This is a genomic window from Flavobacterium crassostreae (assembly GCF_001831475.1).
Classification (GTDB): domain Bacteria; phylum Bacteroidota; class Bacteroidia; order Flavobacteriales; family Flavobacteriaceae; genus Flavobacterium; species Flavobacterium crassostreae.
In genome coordinates, this window is sequence record NZ_CP017688.1 from 2,386,736 (window position 1) to 2,404,383 (window position 17,648).

General features: G+C 36.4%; 18 protein-coding genes. 13 read left to right on the forward strand and 5 right to left on the reverse strand.

Annotated elements, in window-relative coordinates; genetic code table 11:
- The first annotated feature begins 70 nt into the window (after positions 1 to 70).
- Entirely contained in the window at positions 71 to 2,164 is a 2,094-nt protein-coding gene (locus tag LB076_RS10695) for an LTA synthase family protein (RefSeq protein WP_066334401.1), read from the forward strand.
- 104 nt (positions 2,165 to 2,268) lie between these two features.
- On the opposite strand, the gene LB076_RS10700 is transcribed toward LB076_RS10695, so the two are convergent.
- Both LB076_RS10700 and LB076_RS10705 read right to left on the reverse strand, forming a co-directional pair.
- Complete coding sequence (locus tag LB076_RS10700) at positions 2,269 to 3,432, reverse strand: hypothetical protein (protein ID WP_066334404.1); 1,164 nt, start codon at positions 3,430 to 3,432, stop codon at positions 2,269 to 2,271.
- A gap of 116 nt (positions 3,433 to 3,548) precedes the next feature.
- On the reverse strand, positions 3,549 to 3,899 hold the full coding sequence (locus LB076_RS10705) for a 4Fe-4S dicluster domain-containing protein (RefSeq protein ID WP_066334407.1): 351 nt from the start codon (positions 3,897 to 3,899) through the stop codon (positions 3,549 to 3,551).
- 156 nt (positions 3,900 to 4,055) lie between these two features.
- Here LB076_RS10705 and LB076_RS10710 point away from each other — a divergent pair, with 156 nt between their 5' ends.
- The 5 genes from LB076_RS10710 to LB076_RS10730 all read left to right on the forward strand — a co-directional run bounded on the left by LB076_RS10710 (position 4,056) and on the right by LB076_RS10730 (position 8,544).
- Positions 4,056 to 5,111, forward strand: a complete 1,056-nt coding sequence (locus LB076_RS10710; protein WP_066334409.1) for an acyl-CoA reductase — start codon at positions 4,056 to 4,058, stop codon at positions 5,109 to 5,111.
- Positions 5,112 to 5,212: 101 nt separating this feature from the next.
- Complete coding sequence (serC, locus tag LB076_RS10715; protein WP_066334411.1) at positions 5,213 to 6,283, forward strand: 3-phosphoserine/phosphohydroxythreonine transaminase; 1,071 nt, start codon at positions 5,213 to 5,215, stop codon at positions 6,281 to 6,283.
- Positions 6,284 to 6,446: 163 nt separating this feature from the next.
- A complete protein-coding gene (locus tag LB076_RS10720) occupies positions 6,447 to 7,397 on the forward strand; it encodes a D-2-hydroxyacid dehydrogenase (RefSeq protein ID WP_066334414.1) in 951 nt (316 codons plus the stop codon).
- Between the two features lie 102 nt (positions 7,398 to 7,499).
- A complete protein-coding gene (locus LB076_RS10725) occupies positions 7,500 to 8,063 on the forward strand; it encodes a DUF937 domain-containing protein (protein WP_066334416.1) in 564 nt (187 codons plus the stop codon).
- Between the two features lie 178 nt (positions 8,064 to 8,241).
- Positions 8,242 to 8,544 (forward strand): DUF6787 family protein, encoded by a 303-nt coding sequence (locus LB076_RS10730; RefSeq protein ID WP_066334418.1) that lies wholly within the window; start codon positions 8,242 to 8,244, stop codon positions 8,542 to 8,544.
- On the opposite strand, the gene LB076_RS10735 is transcribed toward LB076_RS10730, so the two are convergent.
- Together LB076_RS10735 and msrA are read right to left on the reverse strand one after the other, a co-directional pair.
- Entirely contained in the window at positions 8,545 to 8,838 is a 294-nt protein-coding gene (locus LB076_RS10735; RefSeq protein ID WP_066334420.1) for a hypothetical protein, read from the reverse strand. It abuts the gene before it with no gap.
- A gap of 53 nt (positions 8,839 to 8,891) precedes the next feature.
- Positions 8,892 to 9,452, reverse strand: coding sequence for a peptide-methionine (S)-S-oxide reductase MsrA (gene msrA, locus LB076_RS10740; protein WP_066334423.1), 561 nt, complete (start codon positions 9,450 to 9,452; stop codon positions 8,892 to 8,894).
- A gap of 179 nt (positions 9,453 to 9,631) precedes the next feature.
- On the opposite strand from msrA, the gene LB076_RS10745 reads away from it, so the two are divergent.
- From LB076_RS10745 to LB076_RS10775, 7 genes are all read left to right on the forward strand, one after another.
- The gene (locus tag LB076_RS10745) at positions 9,632 to 10,294 is read left to right on the forward strand and encodes an ABC transporter ATP-binding protein (RefSeq protein WP_066334426.1); all 663 of its coding nucleotides are present in this window, start codon (positions 9,632 to 9,634) and stop codon (positions 10,292 to 10,294) included.
- A gap of 188 nt (positions 10,295 to 10,482) precedes the next feature.
- Positions 10,483 to 11,253 carry a TIGR02757 family protein gene (locus LB076_RS10750; protein WP_066334431.1) on the forward strand — a complete coding sequence of 257 codons (771 nt, stop codon included), beginning with the start codon at positions 10,483 to 10,485 and terminating at the stop codon, positions 11,251 to 11,253.
- A 68-nt stretch (positions 11,254 to 11,321) separates the two neighbouring features.
- Positions 11,322 to 12,671: a DEAD/DEAH box helicase gene (locus tag LB076_RS10755; RefSeq protein WP_066334433.1), complete on the forward strand. Its 1,350-nt coding sequence runs from the start codon at positions 11,322 to 11,324 to the stop codon at positions 12,669 to 12,671.
- A gap of 204 nt (positions 12,672 to 12,875) precedes the next feature.
- On the forward strand, positions 12,876 to 14,804 hold the full coding sequence (locus tag LB076_RS10760) for a BatA domain-containing protein (RefSeq protein ID WP_066334435.1): 1,929 nt from the start codon (positions 12,876 to 12,878) through the stop codon (positions 14,802 to 14,804).
- A gap of 43 nt (positions 14,805 to 14,847) precedes the next feature.
- Positions 14,848 to 16,101, forward strand: coding sequence for a dihydroorotase (locus tag LB076_RS10765; RefSeq protein ID WP_066334438.1), 1,254 nt, complete (start codon positions 14,848 to 14,850; stop codon positions 16,099 to 16,101).
- A 3-nt stretch (positions 16,102 to 16,104) separates the two neighbouring features.
- Positions 16,105 to 16,434 carry a hypothetical protein gene (locus tag LB076_RS10770; RefSeq protein ID WP_066334441.1) on the forward strand — a complete coding sequence of 110 codons (330 nt, stop codon included), beginning with the start codon at positions 16,105 to 16,107 and terminating at the stop codon, positions 16,432 to 16,434.
- Between the two features lie 13 nt (positions 16,435 to 16,447).
- The gene (locus LB076_RS10775; RefSeq protein WP_066334444.1) at positions 16,448 to 17,092 is read left to right on the forward strand and encodes an alpha/beta hydrolase; all 645 of its coding nucleotides are present in this window, start codon (positions 16,448 to 16,450) and stop codon (positions 17,090 to 17,092) included.
- A 53-nt stretch (positions 17,093 to 17,145) separates the two neighbouring features.
- On the opposite strand, the gene LB076_RS10780 is transcribed toward LB076_RS10775, so the two are convergent.
- A complete protein-coding gene (locus LB076_RS10780) occupies positions 17,146 to 17,646 on the reverse strand; it encodes a hypothetical protein (protein ID WP_066334447.1) in 501 nt (166 codons plus the stop codon).
- Between the last annotated feature and the right edge of the window lie 2 nt (positions 17,647 to 17,648).

Below are 17,648 nucleotides of genomic sequence, written 5' to 3' on the forward strand. Positions count from 1 at the left end.
AGAATTCTATTTTTAGAAACTTGAGTTAGTTAACTATCCAATACCGTAGCTTTGCTACCAAAAAAAACCTATGGCATTATTTAAAAAATTAGCTCCCTTTTACAACCTTACCTTATTTTATATTTCGGTAAGTTTTATACTAAGAATAGTATTGTTGTTTCATCCCATAACCCAAGCCAATTTTAGGCTCCTTGAGGTTCTAAAAATAGTTGGTGTAGGGATCGTTTCGGATTTCTTTGTAATAATTCTTGCGAGTGGCTTTTTGTGGTTGTACTTAATTTTTATATCCAATAGCAAATACTACAAGCCTTATGGATATATTGTTTTGGGGCTGTTTATTGCTTTATTTTTATACCTTGCCTCAGGCAAATCCATACTTAATGAATACGGTGGAGCTTTGCCCAAAATTGGATTGCTATTTGTTGGAATCAAAACTTTTTTGTTTGGTTTACTGCTATTTGTTCCTAAATACCGAGACAAAATTAGATTTTGGCTTTTTAGCTTTGTAATGTTCTTGTTTGTGGTTTTAATTTTACAAAACGCCATTAGTGAGTATTTTTTCTGGAATGAATTTGGAGTAAAATACAATTTTATTGCCGTAAATTATTTAGTGTACACCAACGAAGTTATTGGCAATATTATGGAGTCTTATCCAGTGATTCCTTTGTTTTCAACCTTATTTTTGCTTGCTGGGGTGGTTTCGTATTTTATAATTAGAGCCTCCAAAAGTTATCTAGAAAACATTCCTACTTTTGTAGAAAAAATACAACTCTCTGCTATTTACTTTGCGTTGTTTGCGTTGTCTTTGTTTGCAATTCCTAAATTGGCACTAATGGAAAATTCGCCAAATACCTTTAGCAAGGAACTACAAGCCAACGGAATTTACCGTTTTTATCTGGCTTTTGTCAATAGCGAATTGGATTATTTTACGTTTTATAAATTGCTACCCGAGAAAGATGCTTATGCCACATTAGGCACTCAAATAAATGGTATTAAAGGCCAATATACACTACAAGACATTAAAAACAGCGCTGCAGAAATGCATAAAAATGTGGTTTTGATTACCATTGAAAGCTACAGTGCCGATTTCATGAAAATGTATGGCAACAACCAAAACATCACCCATTTTTTGGATCAATTGGCAACAGAGAGTTTGTTGTTCACCAATTTGTATGCCTCTGGTAATAGAACCGTACGGGGTCTAGAAGCAGTAACGCTATGCTTGCCTCCTACTGCCGGTGAGAGTGTCGTAAAACGAAAAGACAATAAAAACAAATTTACAACTGGTGCTGTTTTTAAAAACAAAGGTTATACAGTAAAATACCTCTATGGAGGGGATGCTTTTTTTGATAATATGGAAGATTTCTTTTCCGGAAACGGCTATGATATTGTAGACAAAAAGACCCTAACTCCACAAGAAATTACTTTCTCAAACGTGTGGGGAGTTTGTGATGAAGATATGGCCAACAAAGCCATTACAATAATGAACGCTGAGGCAAAAACCGGAAAACCTTTTTTTAACCACTGGATGACGGTAAGCAACCACAGACCATTTACCTATCCTGACCACAAAATTGATATTCCGGCAGATACTAAATCTAGAGAAGGTGGCGTAAAATATACCGATTATGCTTTGAAAACGTTTTTTGACATGGCCAAAAAACAACCTTGGTTTGCCAATACCGTTTTTGTTATTCTGTCCGATCATTGTGCATCTAGTGCCGGCAAAACAGAGCTTCCGGTAGATAAATACCGAATTCCGGCTATGGTTTATAGCCCTGGATTTATTGCACCACAGCACTACCCCAACTTAATGTCTCAAATTGATATTATGCCTACCGTTTTGGGTTTACTTAACTTTAAGTACCAAAGTAAATTTTTTGGTCAAGATGTTCTTAAATCCACCTACAAACCAAGAGCTTTGATAGCTACTTATCAGGATTTAGGTCTGATTAAAGACAATGTTTTAACCATACTCTCACCAAAACAAAAAGTAAAACAATTTCAATTAACCTTATTGCCCAAAGAAGGAGTTGCAGCTAATTTTCAATTGTATTATGATCAAAAACCAATACAAATACCTCGTGAGGATTTAATCCAAGAAACCATTGCTTACTACCAAACTGCTTCGGATATATTAAAGAAAAAGAAATACCAAAAATAAACACCACTCGCAACCTGCCAAAAAGCCCATTTTACTGCATAAAATGGGCTTTTGCGTTGGTATATACTATGTAGCAATCAAAATTTTATTATAGATACAACTACTTACATTTTATAGTGCAAAGAATCAATTATTTCCTTTTCGTGTTCTGTGGCTATAAAACCTGAAAAATCCCAGTAATTGGTAAGGATGTTGTTTTTTTTGTTAAAAAGGGTTTTTTCTTTAAAAACATCGCTCTCTTTGTACGTAAAATTTTGTTTATTAAAGTGGGTGGTAATAAAACTATTTTGTACCTCAATATTTTTAACGGTGTCTTTTAGTTGTACATCATAAGCTATATTCTCGTTAGCATTTAACAAAAAATACCCTTGATCATCGAGTCTATAATTTACTTTTACAAAAGAATTGGTGATTTGCTTAGTGGTACCAAAAATAATATCCTTGTGGGCTGCTGTTGCTTTTGGGGTTCTTTTGATGGTAAATTCTTTAATTATTTTTTTTTCGGTATCGTAAATTATTTCAAAGGTATCCAAAAAATTCTCGGAAGAATCTTGCGGCGTTATGGTCATGATATTGTTTTTTTTGTTGTTCTGAGGGGCTGTAATCAAAAAATCCAATTCGTGGGCATTTTTTACCTCCAAAATAGGGTCTAAATACCTAAAACTACAGTATTTTTCCATAATATCATTCAGATTGTAGCCCAAAAGATCTTCGGTGATGTCTTGATCCAACAAACCAAACGATCTGTTTTGTTCTACCAATAGAGTGGTACTTAATTTATCCTGGTCTTTTGAAAACTGAAAATTAACCAAGCCATCATTATAATAGGCATATTGCTGGTTTAGTTTAAAAAATTCTCTAACGTAGACCTTTAATCGAGCTGGTACCGTTATTTTTTGGATCGAATTGGCTACAATTTTTTTGAGGATTTTTTGAGGATTTTCTGTAGTCAAAATAATCTCGTCTAGCGCATTTCTGGTACTTTTTAGATACACAGTATAGTTATTTTGCTGTAACTCACTCCATCTAAGATTTAAAGTCTCGTATGTAGCCTCAGAGACCTGAATGCTAGAAGATCCTTTTAGTTCAAAAGATACTATCCCTTGGGAGTTGCTCAACAAAATTTGTTTGGTTTTGACAACCGATAAAGTAGCATTTTCAATTGGCAACTGTGTTTCAATATCTTTGATCTGCACAGAATATGCCTCTGCTTGGCTGTAAATACGAGCACTATAGAGTATCCATAAAAAGAAAAAACATTTTTTCATACTATAAAATTATAAAAAATTATAAACCCAAACAGTCCAATAGTCTGTTTTAATTCTGTCCATAAAAAAAACCTGAACAATATCCAGGTTTTCTTAGTAGTATTTGATTTACAAAATTATTCATTGTGTAAAAAAGCTTGTCTATTCAGCAAGGTTTCTTCGGTCTCTACGTGGTTATCATCTGGTATACAACAATCTACCGGACAAACCGCAGCACATTGTGGCTCATCATGAAAACCTTTGCATTCCGTACATTTGCCCGGAACAATATAATATACTTCGTCTGAGATTGGCGTTTGTGCATCCTCTGCATCTACTTCGGTACCATCTGGCAAAACCACTTTACCGCTTAATTTTGTTCCATCTTTGTATCTCCAATCATCTGCGCCTTCATAAATTGCAGTGTTTGGACATTCTGGTTCGCATGCACCACAGTTAATGCATTCATCCGTTATAATTATTGCCATTTTTTTTTATCTTAAAAATTGATGTATCTTAAATTTCAATTCGCTAATTGATTTACAAAGACATTACATCTTTTGAGGTATTGCCTTTTGACTTTAGAATTAAATATGCTTATTTTTGTGCAAAATTACAATCAAAACAATTCATAAACAAACATTATGACATTAGAAGTTAAAAAAAACATTTTCATTGAATTAGGGCGTTTTTTAAATCAATTCACTGACAATGAAAGCATTAAAAACAAAAATGTTCTCCAAAATGATTTGTTTTTTGATGAATTTAACAAATTAATTAAATTATCACAATCCCATAACGGTTGGTATACTCCGGAGCAAGTTTATTTTTCCATTCAATCTTGGGCAACTGCGTTGTCTGAAGACAACCTCAATCAATGGTTATCGAACTACAATTTTGAGTCCGTAACTCCCAAAAAAGTTGCTTTGATCCTTGCCGGAAATATTCCATTGGTGGGGTTTCATGATTTTTTGTGTGTACTCCTAGCAGGACATAGTGTGGTGGTCAAAACATCTTCTAATGACCAGCATTTGCTGCCTTTTTTGGCAAAATATTTGAGTACTATTGCTCCTCCAATTGCAGATAAAATTACTTTTGTAGAAGGAAAATTAGAAAATTTTGATACCGTAATTGCTACCGGAAGCAACAATACGGCACGCTATTTTGAATATTATTTTAAAGACAAACCTGCTATTATCCGAAAAAATAGAAATTCTGTCGCGGTACTAAACGGATCCGAAACCAAAGAAGAATTGGTAGCATTAGGAGCAGATATTTTTAGATATTTTGGGTTGGGTTGCCGTAATGTTTCTAAACTTTTTGTGCCAAAGGGCTATTCTTTTGATGCTTTTTTTGAAGCTATTTTTGAATACCAAGACGTAATTCATTACGAAAAATACGCCAACAATTACGACTACAATAAGGCGGTGTTTTTGATGAGTAATTTTAAGTTATTAGACAACGGCTTTTTGACCTTAAAAGAAGATCCAAGTTATGCCTCTCCGATATCTAGTGTTTTTTATGAATATTACGATACTATTGCAGCGCTGCAAACCAAATTAAGTACTGAACAAGACCAAATACAGTGTATTGTTAGCAAAGATTTAATTGCAGGAAGCATTGCCTTTGGCCAGACACAACAACCTAAATTATGGGATTATGCAGATAATAGAGATACCTTGTTGTTTTTGTTGGAATAAATAATTGTTTTTTTGGATGCAAATGGTATTCATAAACTAACACTACTTTGTGTTCCAATACCGAAATTTGCTTTATAACTTTTTTGGACATCTCTTATACTATGAAAAAACACAATTACAGTGCAGGACCTTGCATACTCGCTCAAGAAGTTTTTGAAAAAGCAGCACAGGCTGTTTTAGACTACAACAATTCTGGACTCTCTATTCTAGAAATTTCGCACCGAAGTAAGGATTTTGTTGCCATCATAGAACAAGCAAGAGCACTTGTTTTAGAATTACTGAAGCTAGACCCTAAGGAGTATACGGCATTATTTTTATCGGGTGGTGCTAGCCATCAATTTATGATGGTTCCGTATAATTTGATGCAAACCTCTGGCAAGGCGGCGTATCTGGACTCTGGAACTTGGGCAAATGGCGCAATTAAAGAGGCTGCGTTTTTTGGCGAAACCGTTGTGGTTGGATCCTCGAAGGACCAAAACTACAACTACATCCCTAAGGGCTACACGGTTCCGGAAGCGGTAGATTATTTTCATTGTACCAGCAATAACACCATTTATGGAACACAAATGAAAGAATTTCCTGCTGCAAAGGTGCCTGTTGTGTGCGATATGAGTTCGGATATTTTTTCGAGGGTACTGGATTTTTCTAAATTTGATCTGATTTATGCCGGAGCACAAAAAAATTTAGGGCCTGCGGGAACGACTCTGGTGGTTATTAAAAACCGAATTTTGGGCAAATCCACTAGGGCTATTCCTAGTATTTTAGATTACGAAAAACAGATTAAAGCCCAGAGTATGTACAATACGCCTGCTGTTTTTGCGATCTATACGTCTTTGCTTACGCTACAATGGCTAAAAAAACAAGGCGGAATTGCGGCTATTGAAAAAATAAACAACCAAAAAGCGGAATTACTTTACCACGAAATTGACCGAAATCCGTTGTTTGAAGGCACGGTACGGCCGGAGGATAGATCCACTATGAATGCTACTTTTTTGTTGCGCAACATGGCACATGCTCCAATTTTTGAGGCTCTTTGTGAGGCTGCAGGAATTTCGGGCATAAAAGGGCATCGTTCGGTGGGAGGCTATAGGGCTTCGATGTATAATGCGCTGCCTATTGCGAGTGTGCTGGTACTGGTTGCGGTGATGCAAGAATTAGAATCTAAGGTATAAATCAATACGGGATTTGTAGCCCCGATAGCAGTGAAAATCCTTTTTTATCCTGATTTTTTTCAGGATAAAAAAGATTGTAACGTATAGCGGGAAATAGCTCCTAAAGAAATCAATTTAAGAACCCATTTTTTGGATTCTGACTAAATTATAAATACAATAAAGAATGAAAATATTAGCTAATGATGGCATTTCAAAAAATGGCGTTACGATTCTAGAAAAAAATGGATTTGAGGTAATAACGACCAAAGTTGCTCAAGAACAAGTTGCCAATTATATTAACCAAAACGGGATTGGTGTGGTATTGGTACGGAGTGCTACCAAAATTACTAAAGATATTATTGATGCGTGCCCAGATCTTAAAATTATTGGTCGTGGTGGGGTTGGAATGGATAATATTGAGGTGGAGTATGCCACTAGTAGAGGGATTAGGGTGATTAATACTCCTGCGGCTTCGTCGGAGTCTGTGGCAGAATTGGTTTTTGCACATTTATTCTCTGGGGTTCGTTTTTTGCATGACTCGAACAGAAACATGCCTCTGGAGGGAGATACGCACTTTGATGGTTTGAAAAAAGCCTATGCAAATGGGTTAGAATTGAGAGGTAAAACATTAGGTATTGTGGGTATGGGACGCATTGGTCAAGCTACTGCCAAGATTGCATTGGCTTTGGGCATGCGTGTTATTGCTACGGATACTATCTTGTCTGAGGTGGCTATTGAACTGCACTTTTTTGATGGACAAAGCGTTACTACCACTCTAACTAGCCAATCTTTAGAGTCTGTATGGAAAGAATCGGATTTTATTAGTCTACATGTTCCGGCTCAAAACGGATATTTAATTAGTGATCCTGAATTGGCACTTATGAAAGAAGGGGTTGGTATTGTTAATTGTGCTCGTGGTGGTATTATTGATGAGGTGGCACTTATAAAAGCATTAGATAGCGGTAAAGTACTCTTTGCTGGATTAGATGTATTTGAGAGCGAACCTAATCCAGAGATAACCATCTTGATGCATCCTAAAATTTCATTAACGCCGCATATTGGTGCTGCTACTGCAGAGGCACAAGACAGAATAAGTACGGAATTAGCTACGCAAATTATAGAAATACTGGGATAATTGGTTATTTTGGAGCAGTAAAATAGGTAATTTAGTAAATTTGGTTACAAATTATATTTTAATTTAGTAAATTGGAGCACAAACCAAAAAAATAAAGATAAAATGTTTGAACAATTAACGCAATTAGCACAACAATTTGGAGAGAACGCTGTAGTTAAAAACGAGGCTATTCCTAACGAAAAAAATGAAGCTGTTATTAATGAAGCAAGTAATTCTGTTGTTTCGGGTTTACAAAAAATTATTGCCGATGGTGGTGTAGCGCAATTAGCTGGGCTTTTTCAGGGCAATAACGCTAACGACGCTTCTAACCCTGTGGTGCAACAACTCACCGAGCAACTTACAGGCAATTTAAGTCAAAAATTAGGGATCAATAGTAGTGCTGCATCTGGAGTAGCTGCTAGTTTGATTCCTCAAATACTGGGATCCTTGGTAGGTAAGGCAAAAGATCCTAAGGATTCAAGCTTTGAAATAGCAGATATAATCCGTGCGGTTTCTGGAAATTCTGAAAACAATTCTGGAATCATGGATGCCATCACAAAATACGGAGGACAATTTGGTCTAGACCAAAACGGAGACGGAAAAGTAGATATTAGTGATGCCATGGATGCCGTTACCAAAAAAGGTGGTGGAATTGGTGGTATGTTAGGTGGATTATTTGGAAAATAATTTTATCCGCTGGTACAAAAATACACCCAAAAAGCACTTACGTTGTAGGTGCTTTTTTTTGGATATAACAAAGCAGCAAACAATCCTTTATTTTTTTGTAATTTTAGGCTAAACAAAACCTTTTGGATGTGTTTGGATACAATAATCTTAGTATATTTGTAATCATTATAAATAAAAAATGAAGAAATTAAAAGAACGCTGGGGCATTACCTCTACCTTACAACTCACCATTGTATTTATTGTTTTTGCCATAACAGGTTCTAGCGCTGCATGGTTATCTAAGCCACTGTGTGCTATGCTAGGCATCCGTCCAAACGATTTGGGTATCTGGTTTACTCCAGTTAGGTTGCTGCTTATTTTTCCTATTTATCAGATTCTTTTAGTGGCCATTGGTTTTCTTTTTGGTCAGTTTGCCTTTTTTTGGGCATTCGAAAAAAAAATGCTGCAACGCTTAGGACTTGGCTTTTTGTTCCAAAAATAACTATTGTTTTTTAAACACATAGGTATAGAGCCACGTCAAAGTAAACGTAGGCAATATATCTGTAAATGGCAGTAACTCTTCCAAAAAAACAAGCCATCCGCCTACCCTACCGGTGGTTCCTTTATACATTTTGGTCATCAAAAAACCAGCAAGTGGCGCCCAAACAACATCCGAAAACTCGCCAATCATGGGGATTGAAAAAGACAGCATCCCTATAGCGTCAAAAATAATTCCGAGAATTAAATTGCGATATTTGCTACTATTTTTGTCTTGATGGTTTTGTATGTACTTCATTTTATGTGGTGTATTTTAGTTCTGTTTTGGGTACCAATACAAAAGTAATGCCATTAGGTTTTTAGTTTGTCCTTAAAGTATTTTTGTAGCTTTTGTAGCTTAGGAGTAATCACATAAGCACAATAGCCTTGGGAGCTATTTTGGTTGTAATAATTGTTATGGTATGCCTCGGCAGCATAAAAATGTGTTGCAGGACCAATGGTGGTTACAACCGGATTTTCAAAAACAGCAGCAGCCTCCAAACTAGCGATATACTGCGTAGCATCTTGTTTTTGAGCCATTGAAAAATAAAAAATAGCACTGCGGTATTGCGTACCCACATCATTGCCTTGCCTATTTAAAGTAGTAGGATCGTGGGTGGCAAAAAACACCTGCAACAACTCTAAATAACTAATTTGATGGCTATCAAAAGTAATTTCAATTGCCTCCACATGTCCGGTATCTCCTTTACAAACCGCCTCATAAGTGGGGTTTTCTGTATGTCCATCAATATAGCCCGAAACCACTTTCTGAACCCCTTTCAAGGCCAAAAAAACCGCCTCAGTACACCAAAAACAACCGCCTCCAAAAATGGCAACTTCAGGATTCAAAACTGCGTCTTGTGATACATTCATTATACCTTAATTTAAATTATTAGTACGCCTCAAAACAGCTTTTGCAGAAGCAATACTTCCAAATTTAGCTCCTTTTAAAACAAATTGCCCAACTACTTAACTAAAATTTATACTTTGTCAAGCCAATATTGTTCAATTAATTATTAAAATCTTTGTTTCTTTGTCAAAACAGATTAAAAATGATACAGGCCAAAAACATACACAAATACTACGACCAATTACAGGTACTAAAAGGAGTAGATTTGCACATCCATAAAGGAGAAATCGTTTCTATAGTAGGAGCATCTGGTGCCGGCAAAACCACCCTATTGCAAATCCTAGGCACCTTAGATAGACCCCATAACCAACCAGAAGTTTCGTTGGTAATCCATGGCGAAGATGTTTTAAAAATGAACGACAAAAACCTCTCCAAGTTTCGAAATTTAAATTTAGGATTTATCTTTCAGTTCCACCAATTGCTGCCCGAATTTACCGCCCTAGAAAACGTATGTATCCCCGCTTTTATAGCCAATAAAAACAAAAAAGACACCGAAACAGAAGCCAAAAAACTCCTCGACTACTTAGGTCTTTCGCACAGAATACACCACAAACCCAACGCACTATCCGGCGGAGAACAACAACGAGTAGCCGTTGCAAGAGCCCTAATCAACCAACCCGCAATTATTTTTGCAGACGAACCCTCCGGAAACTTAGACACCGCCTCTGCCGAAAATTTGCACCAATTATTTTTTAAACTCCGAGAAGAATTAGGCCAAACCTTTGTGATTGTAACCCACAACGAAGAACTAGCCAACATGGCCGATAGAAAACTAGTCATGGTAGACGGTCTAATTAGTAGTTAGGAGCTATTTCCAGCTATACGTTACAATCTTTTTTATCCTGAAAAAATCAGGATAAAAAAGGATTTTCACTGCTATCTGGGCTAAAAAATCCTTTAGAGTCTATTTAGAATTCAAAACATACCAAACACATCCCCACAAGCAACAAAGCCTATATTTGCCTAAATTTAAAGCCTCAAAACCAACCCAACATGGCCCTTCCTGAAAATGAATTAAAAGACTTCCTAGATACCAAAGTTCTTCAGTACAACACCATAGCCTTTATCGAACCAGATCCCATTAGTGTACCACATCGGTATACATCAAAAGAAGATATCGAAATAGCCGGTTTTTTGGCAGCAACTATCGCCTGGGGCAACCGAACCATGATTACTAAAAACGGGCACCGTATGATGGACTTACTAGGAGATTCGCCCTATGATTTTGTTATGAGTCATGATGCGTTACAGTTAGAAAGACTCGATGGTTTTGTACACCGAACCTTTAACTCCCAAGATTTTAAACATTTTATAAAAGCGTTACAACACATCTATTCCAATAGAGGAGGTTTACACCAAATCTTTATGGAACACCAAACCGATACGTCGCTGCAGCCAGCTATACATGCCCTTAATGAGGCTTTCTTTGAAATCCCACACGAACCCCGAACCAGAAAACATGTAGCAGACCCCAACAAAGGATCCGTGGCAAAGAGAATCAACATGTGTTTGCGATGGTTTGTTAGAAAAGATACCTCTGGAGTAGATTTAGGCATTTGGGACACCCTATCTCCATCCAAACTTTCTTGCCCATTGGATGTACATTCTGGCAATGTGGCCCGCAAATTAGGCTTACTCACTCGAAAACAAAACGATACAAAAGCGTTATTAGAGTTGGATACTAAGCTACGATTGCTCGACCCTGATGACCCCGTAAAATATGATTTTGCATTGTTTGGACTAGGTATATTTGAAGGCTTTTAGCATTAAAGATTTTATAGCAAACCCAACTATCCTTATAAAAACGTATCTTTGCACAAAATACACGTTTTATGAGCACTTTTGAGCAATTTAATCTTCCTAAATCCGTACAAAAAGCAATTGATGATCTGGGCTTTAGCGCACCTACTCCTATTCAACAAAAAACTTTTTCCGTAATCATGTCCGGAAGAGACATGATGGGAATTGCCCAAACCGGTACTGGTAAAACATTTGCTTACCTATTGCCTTTATTAAAATTATATAAATTTACACCTGGCCATACCCCTAAAATTGTAATTTTGGTACCCACTCGAGAGCTTGTTGTACAGGTTGTTGAAGAGGTCGAAAAATTAACCAAATACATGTCTGTTAGGACCATTGGTATTTTTGGTGGCGTAAATATCAATACACAAAAAACGGCTGTTTATACCGGTTGTGATATTCTGGTAGGAACCCCTGGTAGAATCATGGATCTAACCCTAGACAACGTGATCCGATTTGAGGAAATGCAAAAATTAGTTATTGATGAATTTGACGAAATGCTAAATTTAGGGTTCCGAGTACAACTAACGTCTATTTTGGCCATGATGCCCAAAAAACGTCAGAACATTCTCTTTTCGGCAACCATGACAGACGATGTAGATGCCATCCTAAACGATTACTTTGATTACCCACAAGAAGTAACTCTTTCGGCCTCTGGTACACCACTCGAAAACATCCAACAAATAGCCTACAGCGTACCCAACTTTAACACCAAAATAAACCTACTAAAATACTTGTTAGAAAACAATCCTGAGATGAGTCGGGTTTTGGTTTTTGTAAACAACAAGAAAATTTCGGACATGGTTCAGGAACGCATTGAGGAAGATTTTGAGAGTCAATTTGGAGTGATACACTCTAATAAATCCCAAAATTACCGTTTAACCACAATGGCAGAATTTCAACAAGGAAATTTAAGAGGATTAATTACCACCGATATTATGGCCCGAGGTCTGGATATTTCTAATATTACCCATGTAATTAATTTTGAAATGCCCGAAATGCCCGAATTATACATGCACCGTATTGGTAGAACAGGGCGTGCAGATGCCTCTGGTACCGCTATCAGTTTTATTACCGCTCGGGAAGAAGAAGCCAGAGTAGAAGTTGAAGTATTGATGAATATGGAATTGCAATTAAGCCCATTTCCAGAAGCTGTAGAGATTTCTTCAAAATTAATCGAACCTGAAAAAGACAGGCAACCGATGAAATTTATGATGAAAAAAGTAAAACTAGCTGGCGATGGCGCATTTCAGGAAAAAAGTAAAAAAAATAAAAAAGTCAATCTTGGAGGCCCTGGAGTAACCAAGAAAAAAACCCATGGATCTGTTAACCGAAACATGCTAAAAATACAAGCTCAGAAAAAGAAAAAGAAAAAATAATTTAGAAACCTACCTCCTATTCTGTCCGCACCATAATAGCGCAATTACGACACAAAGACTACCCTAACCATTGTTTAAATACATTCTTTACGTAAAAAATTGTCCTACTTGATTTAAAACTGTTTTCAAATTTGTATTTTTGAGACACCAATCCAAATTTGGAAACAGAAAAAACACCTTCCGAAAAGTAAAATAACTATTGCAATGCAATTTAAAAATCCCGAAATTTTATATTTTCTCTTCGCATTAGTGCTGCCAATTTTGGTTCATTTATTTCAATTAAGACGTTTTAAAACACATTATTTCACTAATGTACGTTTTTTAAAAACCGTTTCTATTGCGTCCCGAAAAAGCGCTACCCTCAAAAAATGGCTTTTACTGGCTTGCCGATTGCTTTTAGTAACCACACTGGTTATTGCTTTTGCCCAGCCTTATTTTGTTGCCAAAGATGCTAAAAACGCTTCTAATGAGTTGTATATTATCTTAGACAATTCTTTTAGTATGCAAGCAAAAGGCAAACACGGCCCACTGCTAAAACGCGCCGTGCAAGAACTATTAGAGAACATTCCCGAAAATACCCGTTTTTCTTTACTTACCAACACAGATACCTACTGGGACACCTCTATTGGTAGCATAAAAAGCAGCTTACAAAATTTAAATTATAGTGCCCTAGCGTTCGATCTAGAGCGGCAACTCACTAAAATAAAACTCCACAAAACGCCCCACAACAAGGATATTGTAATTATAACCGACGCTTTAGGGCTTCAAAACAACGCACTACAGAATAGCAATCCGGAGGACGCCCTGTATTTTATTATTCCAGAACCCGAACAAAAGAACAACAGTGCCATTGATAGTGTGTATATACACAAAGAGGTAGATCGTTTTTATGAAATAAACGTTAGTTTGTCCAATTATGGTACTAATACAGATCCGCTTGCAGTTGCTATTTACAACCAAAACCAATTGCTTGCCAAAAGGCAAGTTCGCTTGGATTCCAACCCAAAAACCGTTACGTTTTCTATTCCAAAAGCAGCATTTCATGGATACGTAAGCATTCAAGATAGTGGCTTAACCTATGATAATACCTATTATTTTACGATTTCTGAGCCCAAAAAAAACAATATAATTGCTCTTGGGGATCCAGCAAAAAGTAATTTTTTAAAACGAATCTACACCCCCGAAGAATTTGTGTTCCAAGCCATCCCTTTGGCGGCTTTGGATTATAACCTTTTACAGGCCCAAGATGTCCTTATTTTGAATGAATTAGAAGATCTACCTCAAGCCTTGCAAACCACCTTAGTATCTTTTGTTACTAAAGGAGGCACCCTGATTTTTATCCCCTCAGACAAGAGTAGTGTGGCGACTAACAATTTGTTTTTGAAAAATTTTGGGAATTTGCAATTTTTAAAAAAAGAAACAACCGAAAAAAAAGTAACTCAAATTCATTTTAACCATCCGCTGTTTAAAGACGTGTTCCAAAGCAAGGTGAAGAATTTTCAGTATCCTAGTTTAAAAAGCTCTTTTGTACTCTCTGCTGCCGGAACCACTGCCTTGTCAAACAACGACCAAAGTTCTTTTTTGACAACCATAACCCAAAAAACAGCAAAGGTGTACGTTTTTGCAGGAGCTCTAAATCCTCAAAACTCCAATTTCCAACAATCGCCACTAATTGTCCCTACTTTTTACAAAATGGGAATCAGCAACTCCAACCAGGCCTTAAAAGCATTTACCGTAGGTGCAACCAACCAATATACCGTAACTACAACCAGTGCTAAAGATGCCGTACTAACCGTAAAAAACAAAAATGAGCAAAGCATCCCCATACAACAAATCGGCAGCAATAAAGTACAGTTATTCTTTACGGAATATCCGCAACAGGCCGGTAATTTTGATGTTTTAAAACAAAACAAAAAAATAGATGCCCTTAGTTTTAATTACGCCAGATCCGAGAGTGATTTAAGCCCCAATAATGCAAATCCTCTTAGGGATTACAAAACAAGTAGCACCATTGAAGCCATTTATGACCGCTTGCAAAGCGATAGAACCGACACCCAAATTTGGAAATGGTTTGTTATCTTTGCCTTGCTACTTTTGCTATGCGAAACGGCAATTATTAGATTCTTAAAATAGCGTAATTCTTTTTTTAAAATACCGCAACTAATACAACATACCTATGAAATTTATCCTTAGAGAAGCAACAATTATTGACACACAAAGTCCTTTTCATAACAAGACTGTAGATATTTTAATTGCAGATGGTTTTATAAAAAAAATAGGCCCCAAATTAGCCAAGCCCGAAAACTGTGATGAAATAAAACTAGAAAATCTCCATGTATCTACAGGTTGGTTTGATAGTAGTGTTTCGTTAGGAGAGCCTGGTTATGAGGAGCGCGAAACTATTGCAAACGGACTACAAGTTGCCGCCAAAAGTGGTTTCACAGCAATAGCATTGCAACCCAACAGCTTTCCGGTTATAGACAACCAATCCCAAATTTTATTTGTCAAAAGCAAAGCCCGCCAAAGTGCTACCGAGTTGTTCCCTATAGGCGCTCTGACCAAAGAGAGCAAAGGAGAAGATATGGCCGAATTATTTGACATGAAAAATGCAGGTGCAATAGCCTTTGGAGACTATAATAAAAGCATCGCTAATGCCAATTTGTTAAAAATAGCCTTGCAGTATGTACACGATTTTGATGGATTAGTGATTGCCTACTCACAAGATGAAAAAATAAAAGGAAATGGGGTTGCAAATGAAGGCATTGTTTCTACCCGATTAGGCCTCAAAGGAATTCCAAATCTAGCCGAAGAATTGCAAATAGCCCGCAACCTATTTTTACTAGAATACACCGGTGGAAAATTGCATATTCCGACCATCTCTACAGCCAAATCCGTACAACTCCTACGCGAAGCCAAAGCCAAAGGATTAGCAGTGAGTTGTAGCGTAAGCGTGCACCATCTTGTTATGACCGATGAAAAACTAGAAGAGTTTGATACCCGTTACAAAGTTAGTCCTCCATTACGAAACGACACAGACAGAAAAGCATTACTTCAAGGAGTTCTTAATGGAACCATAGACATGATTACATCCGATCATAACCCTATTGATATAGAATACAAAAAAATGGAATTTGATGCAGCCAAGAATGGTACTATAGGTCTCGAAAGCGCCTTTGGAGCCCTAATGAGCGTATTGCCATTAGAGACCGTAATTGCCAAATTAACAGCAGGAAGAAATCTTTTTGGGATAGCCACTACGGTTATTGACGAAGGACAAAAAGCCAATTTAACGTTGTTTAATCCTGAAGGAGAAAAAATATTTACAAAAGATTCTATAGGGTCTAAATCCAAAAATTCCGCCTTTTTAGGAATGCCATTAAAAGGAAAGGCTTACGGAATTATTAATCAAGAACAACTAATTTTAGTATAAAACATGGACAAAAACACCATTGATAACGGAAGAACAGCAGCAATAACAAGTTATATATTAGGCATTGGCGTTTTTATTGCAATGTCCATGAATGCCGACTCCAAAAACAGTTTTGCTTCTTTTCATATTCGTCAAGGATTAGGATTAACATTGACTTTTTTTTCGCTAGGATTACTTATTAGTAATTTTGACAACATTATGATTGCAATCCCCATGTGGATTTTTATTTCTATTTTATGGTCTTACGGAATTTTTAGTGCCATAAAAGGAGAAACCAAACCAATGCCGTTGTTAGGCAATTTATATCAAAAATGGTTTCAAAGCATCTCTTAAAAACAAAAATAAAATGAATTTATCTCTAGAATACCTACTAAAAGAGCCCAAAATAAAAAAAGACAAAAACCCTCTACTACTTTTGTTACATGGTCATGGCAGCAACGAACAAGATTTATTTTCGTTTGCATCCGAGCTACCCGACACCTACTATATTGTATCGGCTCGAGCACCTTATGACATGCAATTTGGTAGTTATACCTGGTACGCTATTGATTATGATGCGGATCAAAATAAATTTTCGAATGACGAACAAGCGAAAACATCTCGGGATCTAATTTTGCAATTTATTGAAGAATTAATTGCAAACTATTCTATAGACCCCAATCAAGTTGTGCTTACAGGGTTTAGTCAAGGAGCTATTTTGAGCTATGCAGTGGCGCTATCAAATCCTGAAAAAATAAGCAAAGTAGTGGCCTTAAGCGGCTATCTTAACCCCGAAATACTAAAAGAAAATTATTGCGATAATGATTTTTCTAAGCTAAAAATATTTCATTCCCACGGAACGGCAGACCAAGTAATCCCTATAGAGTGGGCCCGAAAAACAACGCCATTTTTGGCAAAATTAAACCTTGCAGCAACCTATAAAGAATATCCAATTGGCCATGGTGTTTCGCCTCAAAATTTTTATGATTTTAGAAAATGGTTAGTAGACTAAAAAAAAGGTTCTTCAGAAGAAGAACCTTTTTAAGTTATATTTTTTAAGTTACCTTATTTTTGATACAATAAGGATTGATTGACTTCAAATGAAATAGTTTGGTCCTCATTTACAAAATATTTTAAAAGTACTTCGCCCCAAAGAGAACCATCACTGAAGTCTGCAATAATCCAACGATGGTTAAGGATCTTCACCTTATTGATTATAAACTTACTGACTCCTATTTGATCTTGTCCTGTATAGGGATTTCCTTTAGGATTTGCATTATAGTCTAACAATCTCTCGGTCACAAAGGGGATTAATTTTTGGTGTTGTATGATTTGAGAGCCATCTTCAGATTCAAAATAATTTTGAGCATTTTCGTTGTTTTCTAAAGTAAAATAAGACGCATCTACCAATTTTGATTCGGTTGTTTGTATTTTTTCTTTTAGTTTTTTGGTAACTCTTTGGTATCTATCTTGCTCAAAGGCTACTTGTTTGCTATAAAATGTATACGTAAAAACGTTTAATAAAATTAAAATAATAAAAGCATAGAGTAAAAATGATTTTTTCATGG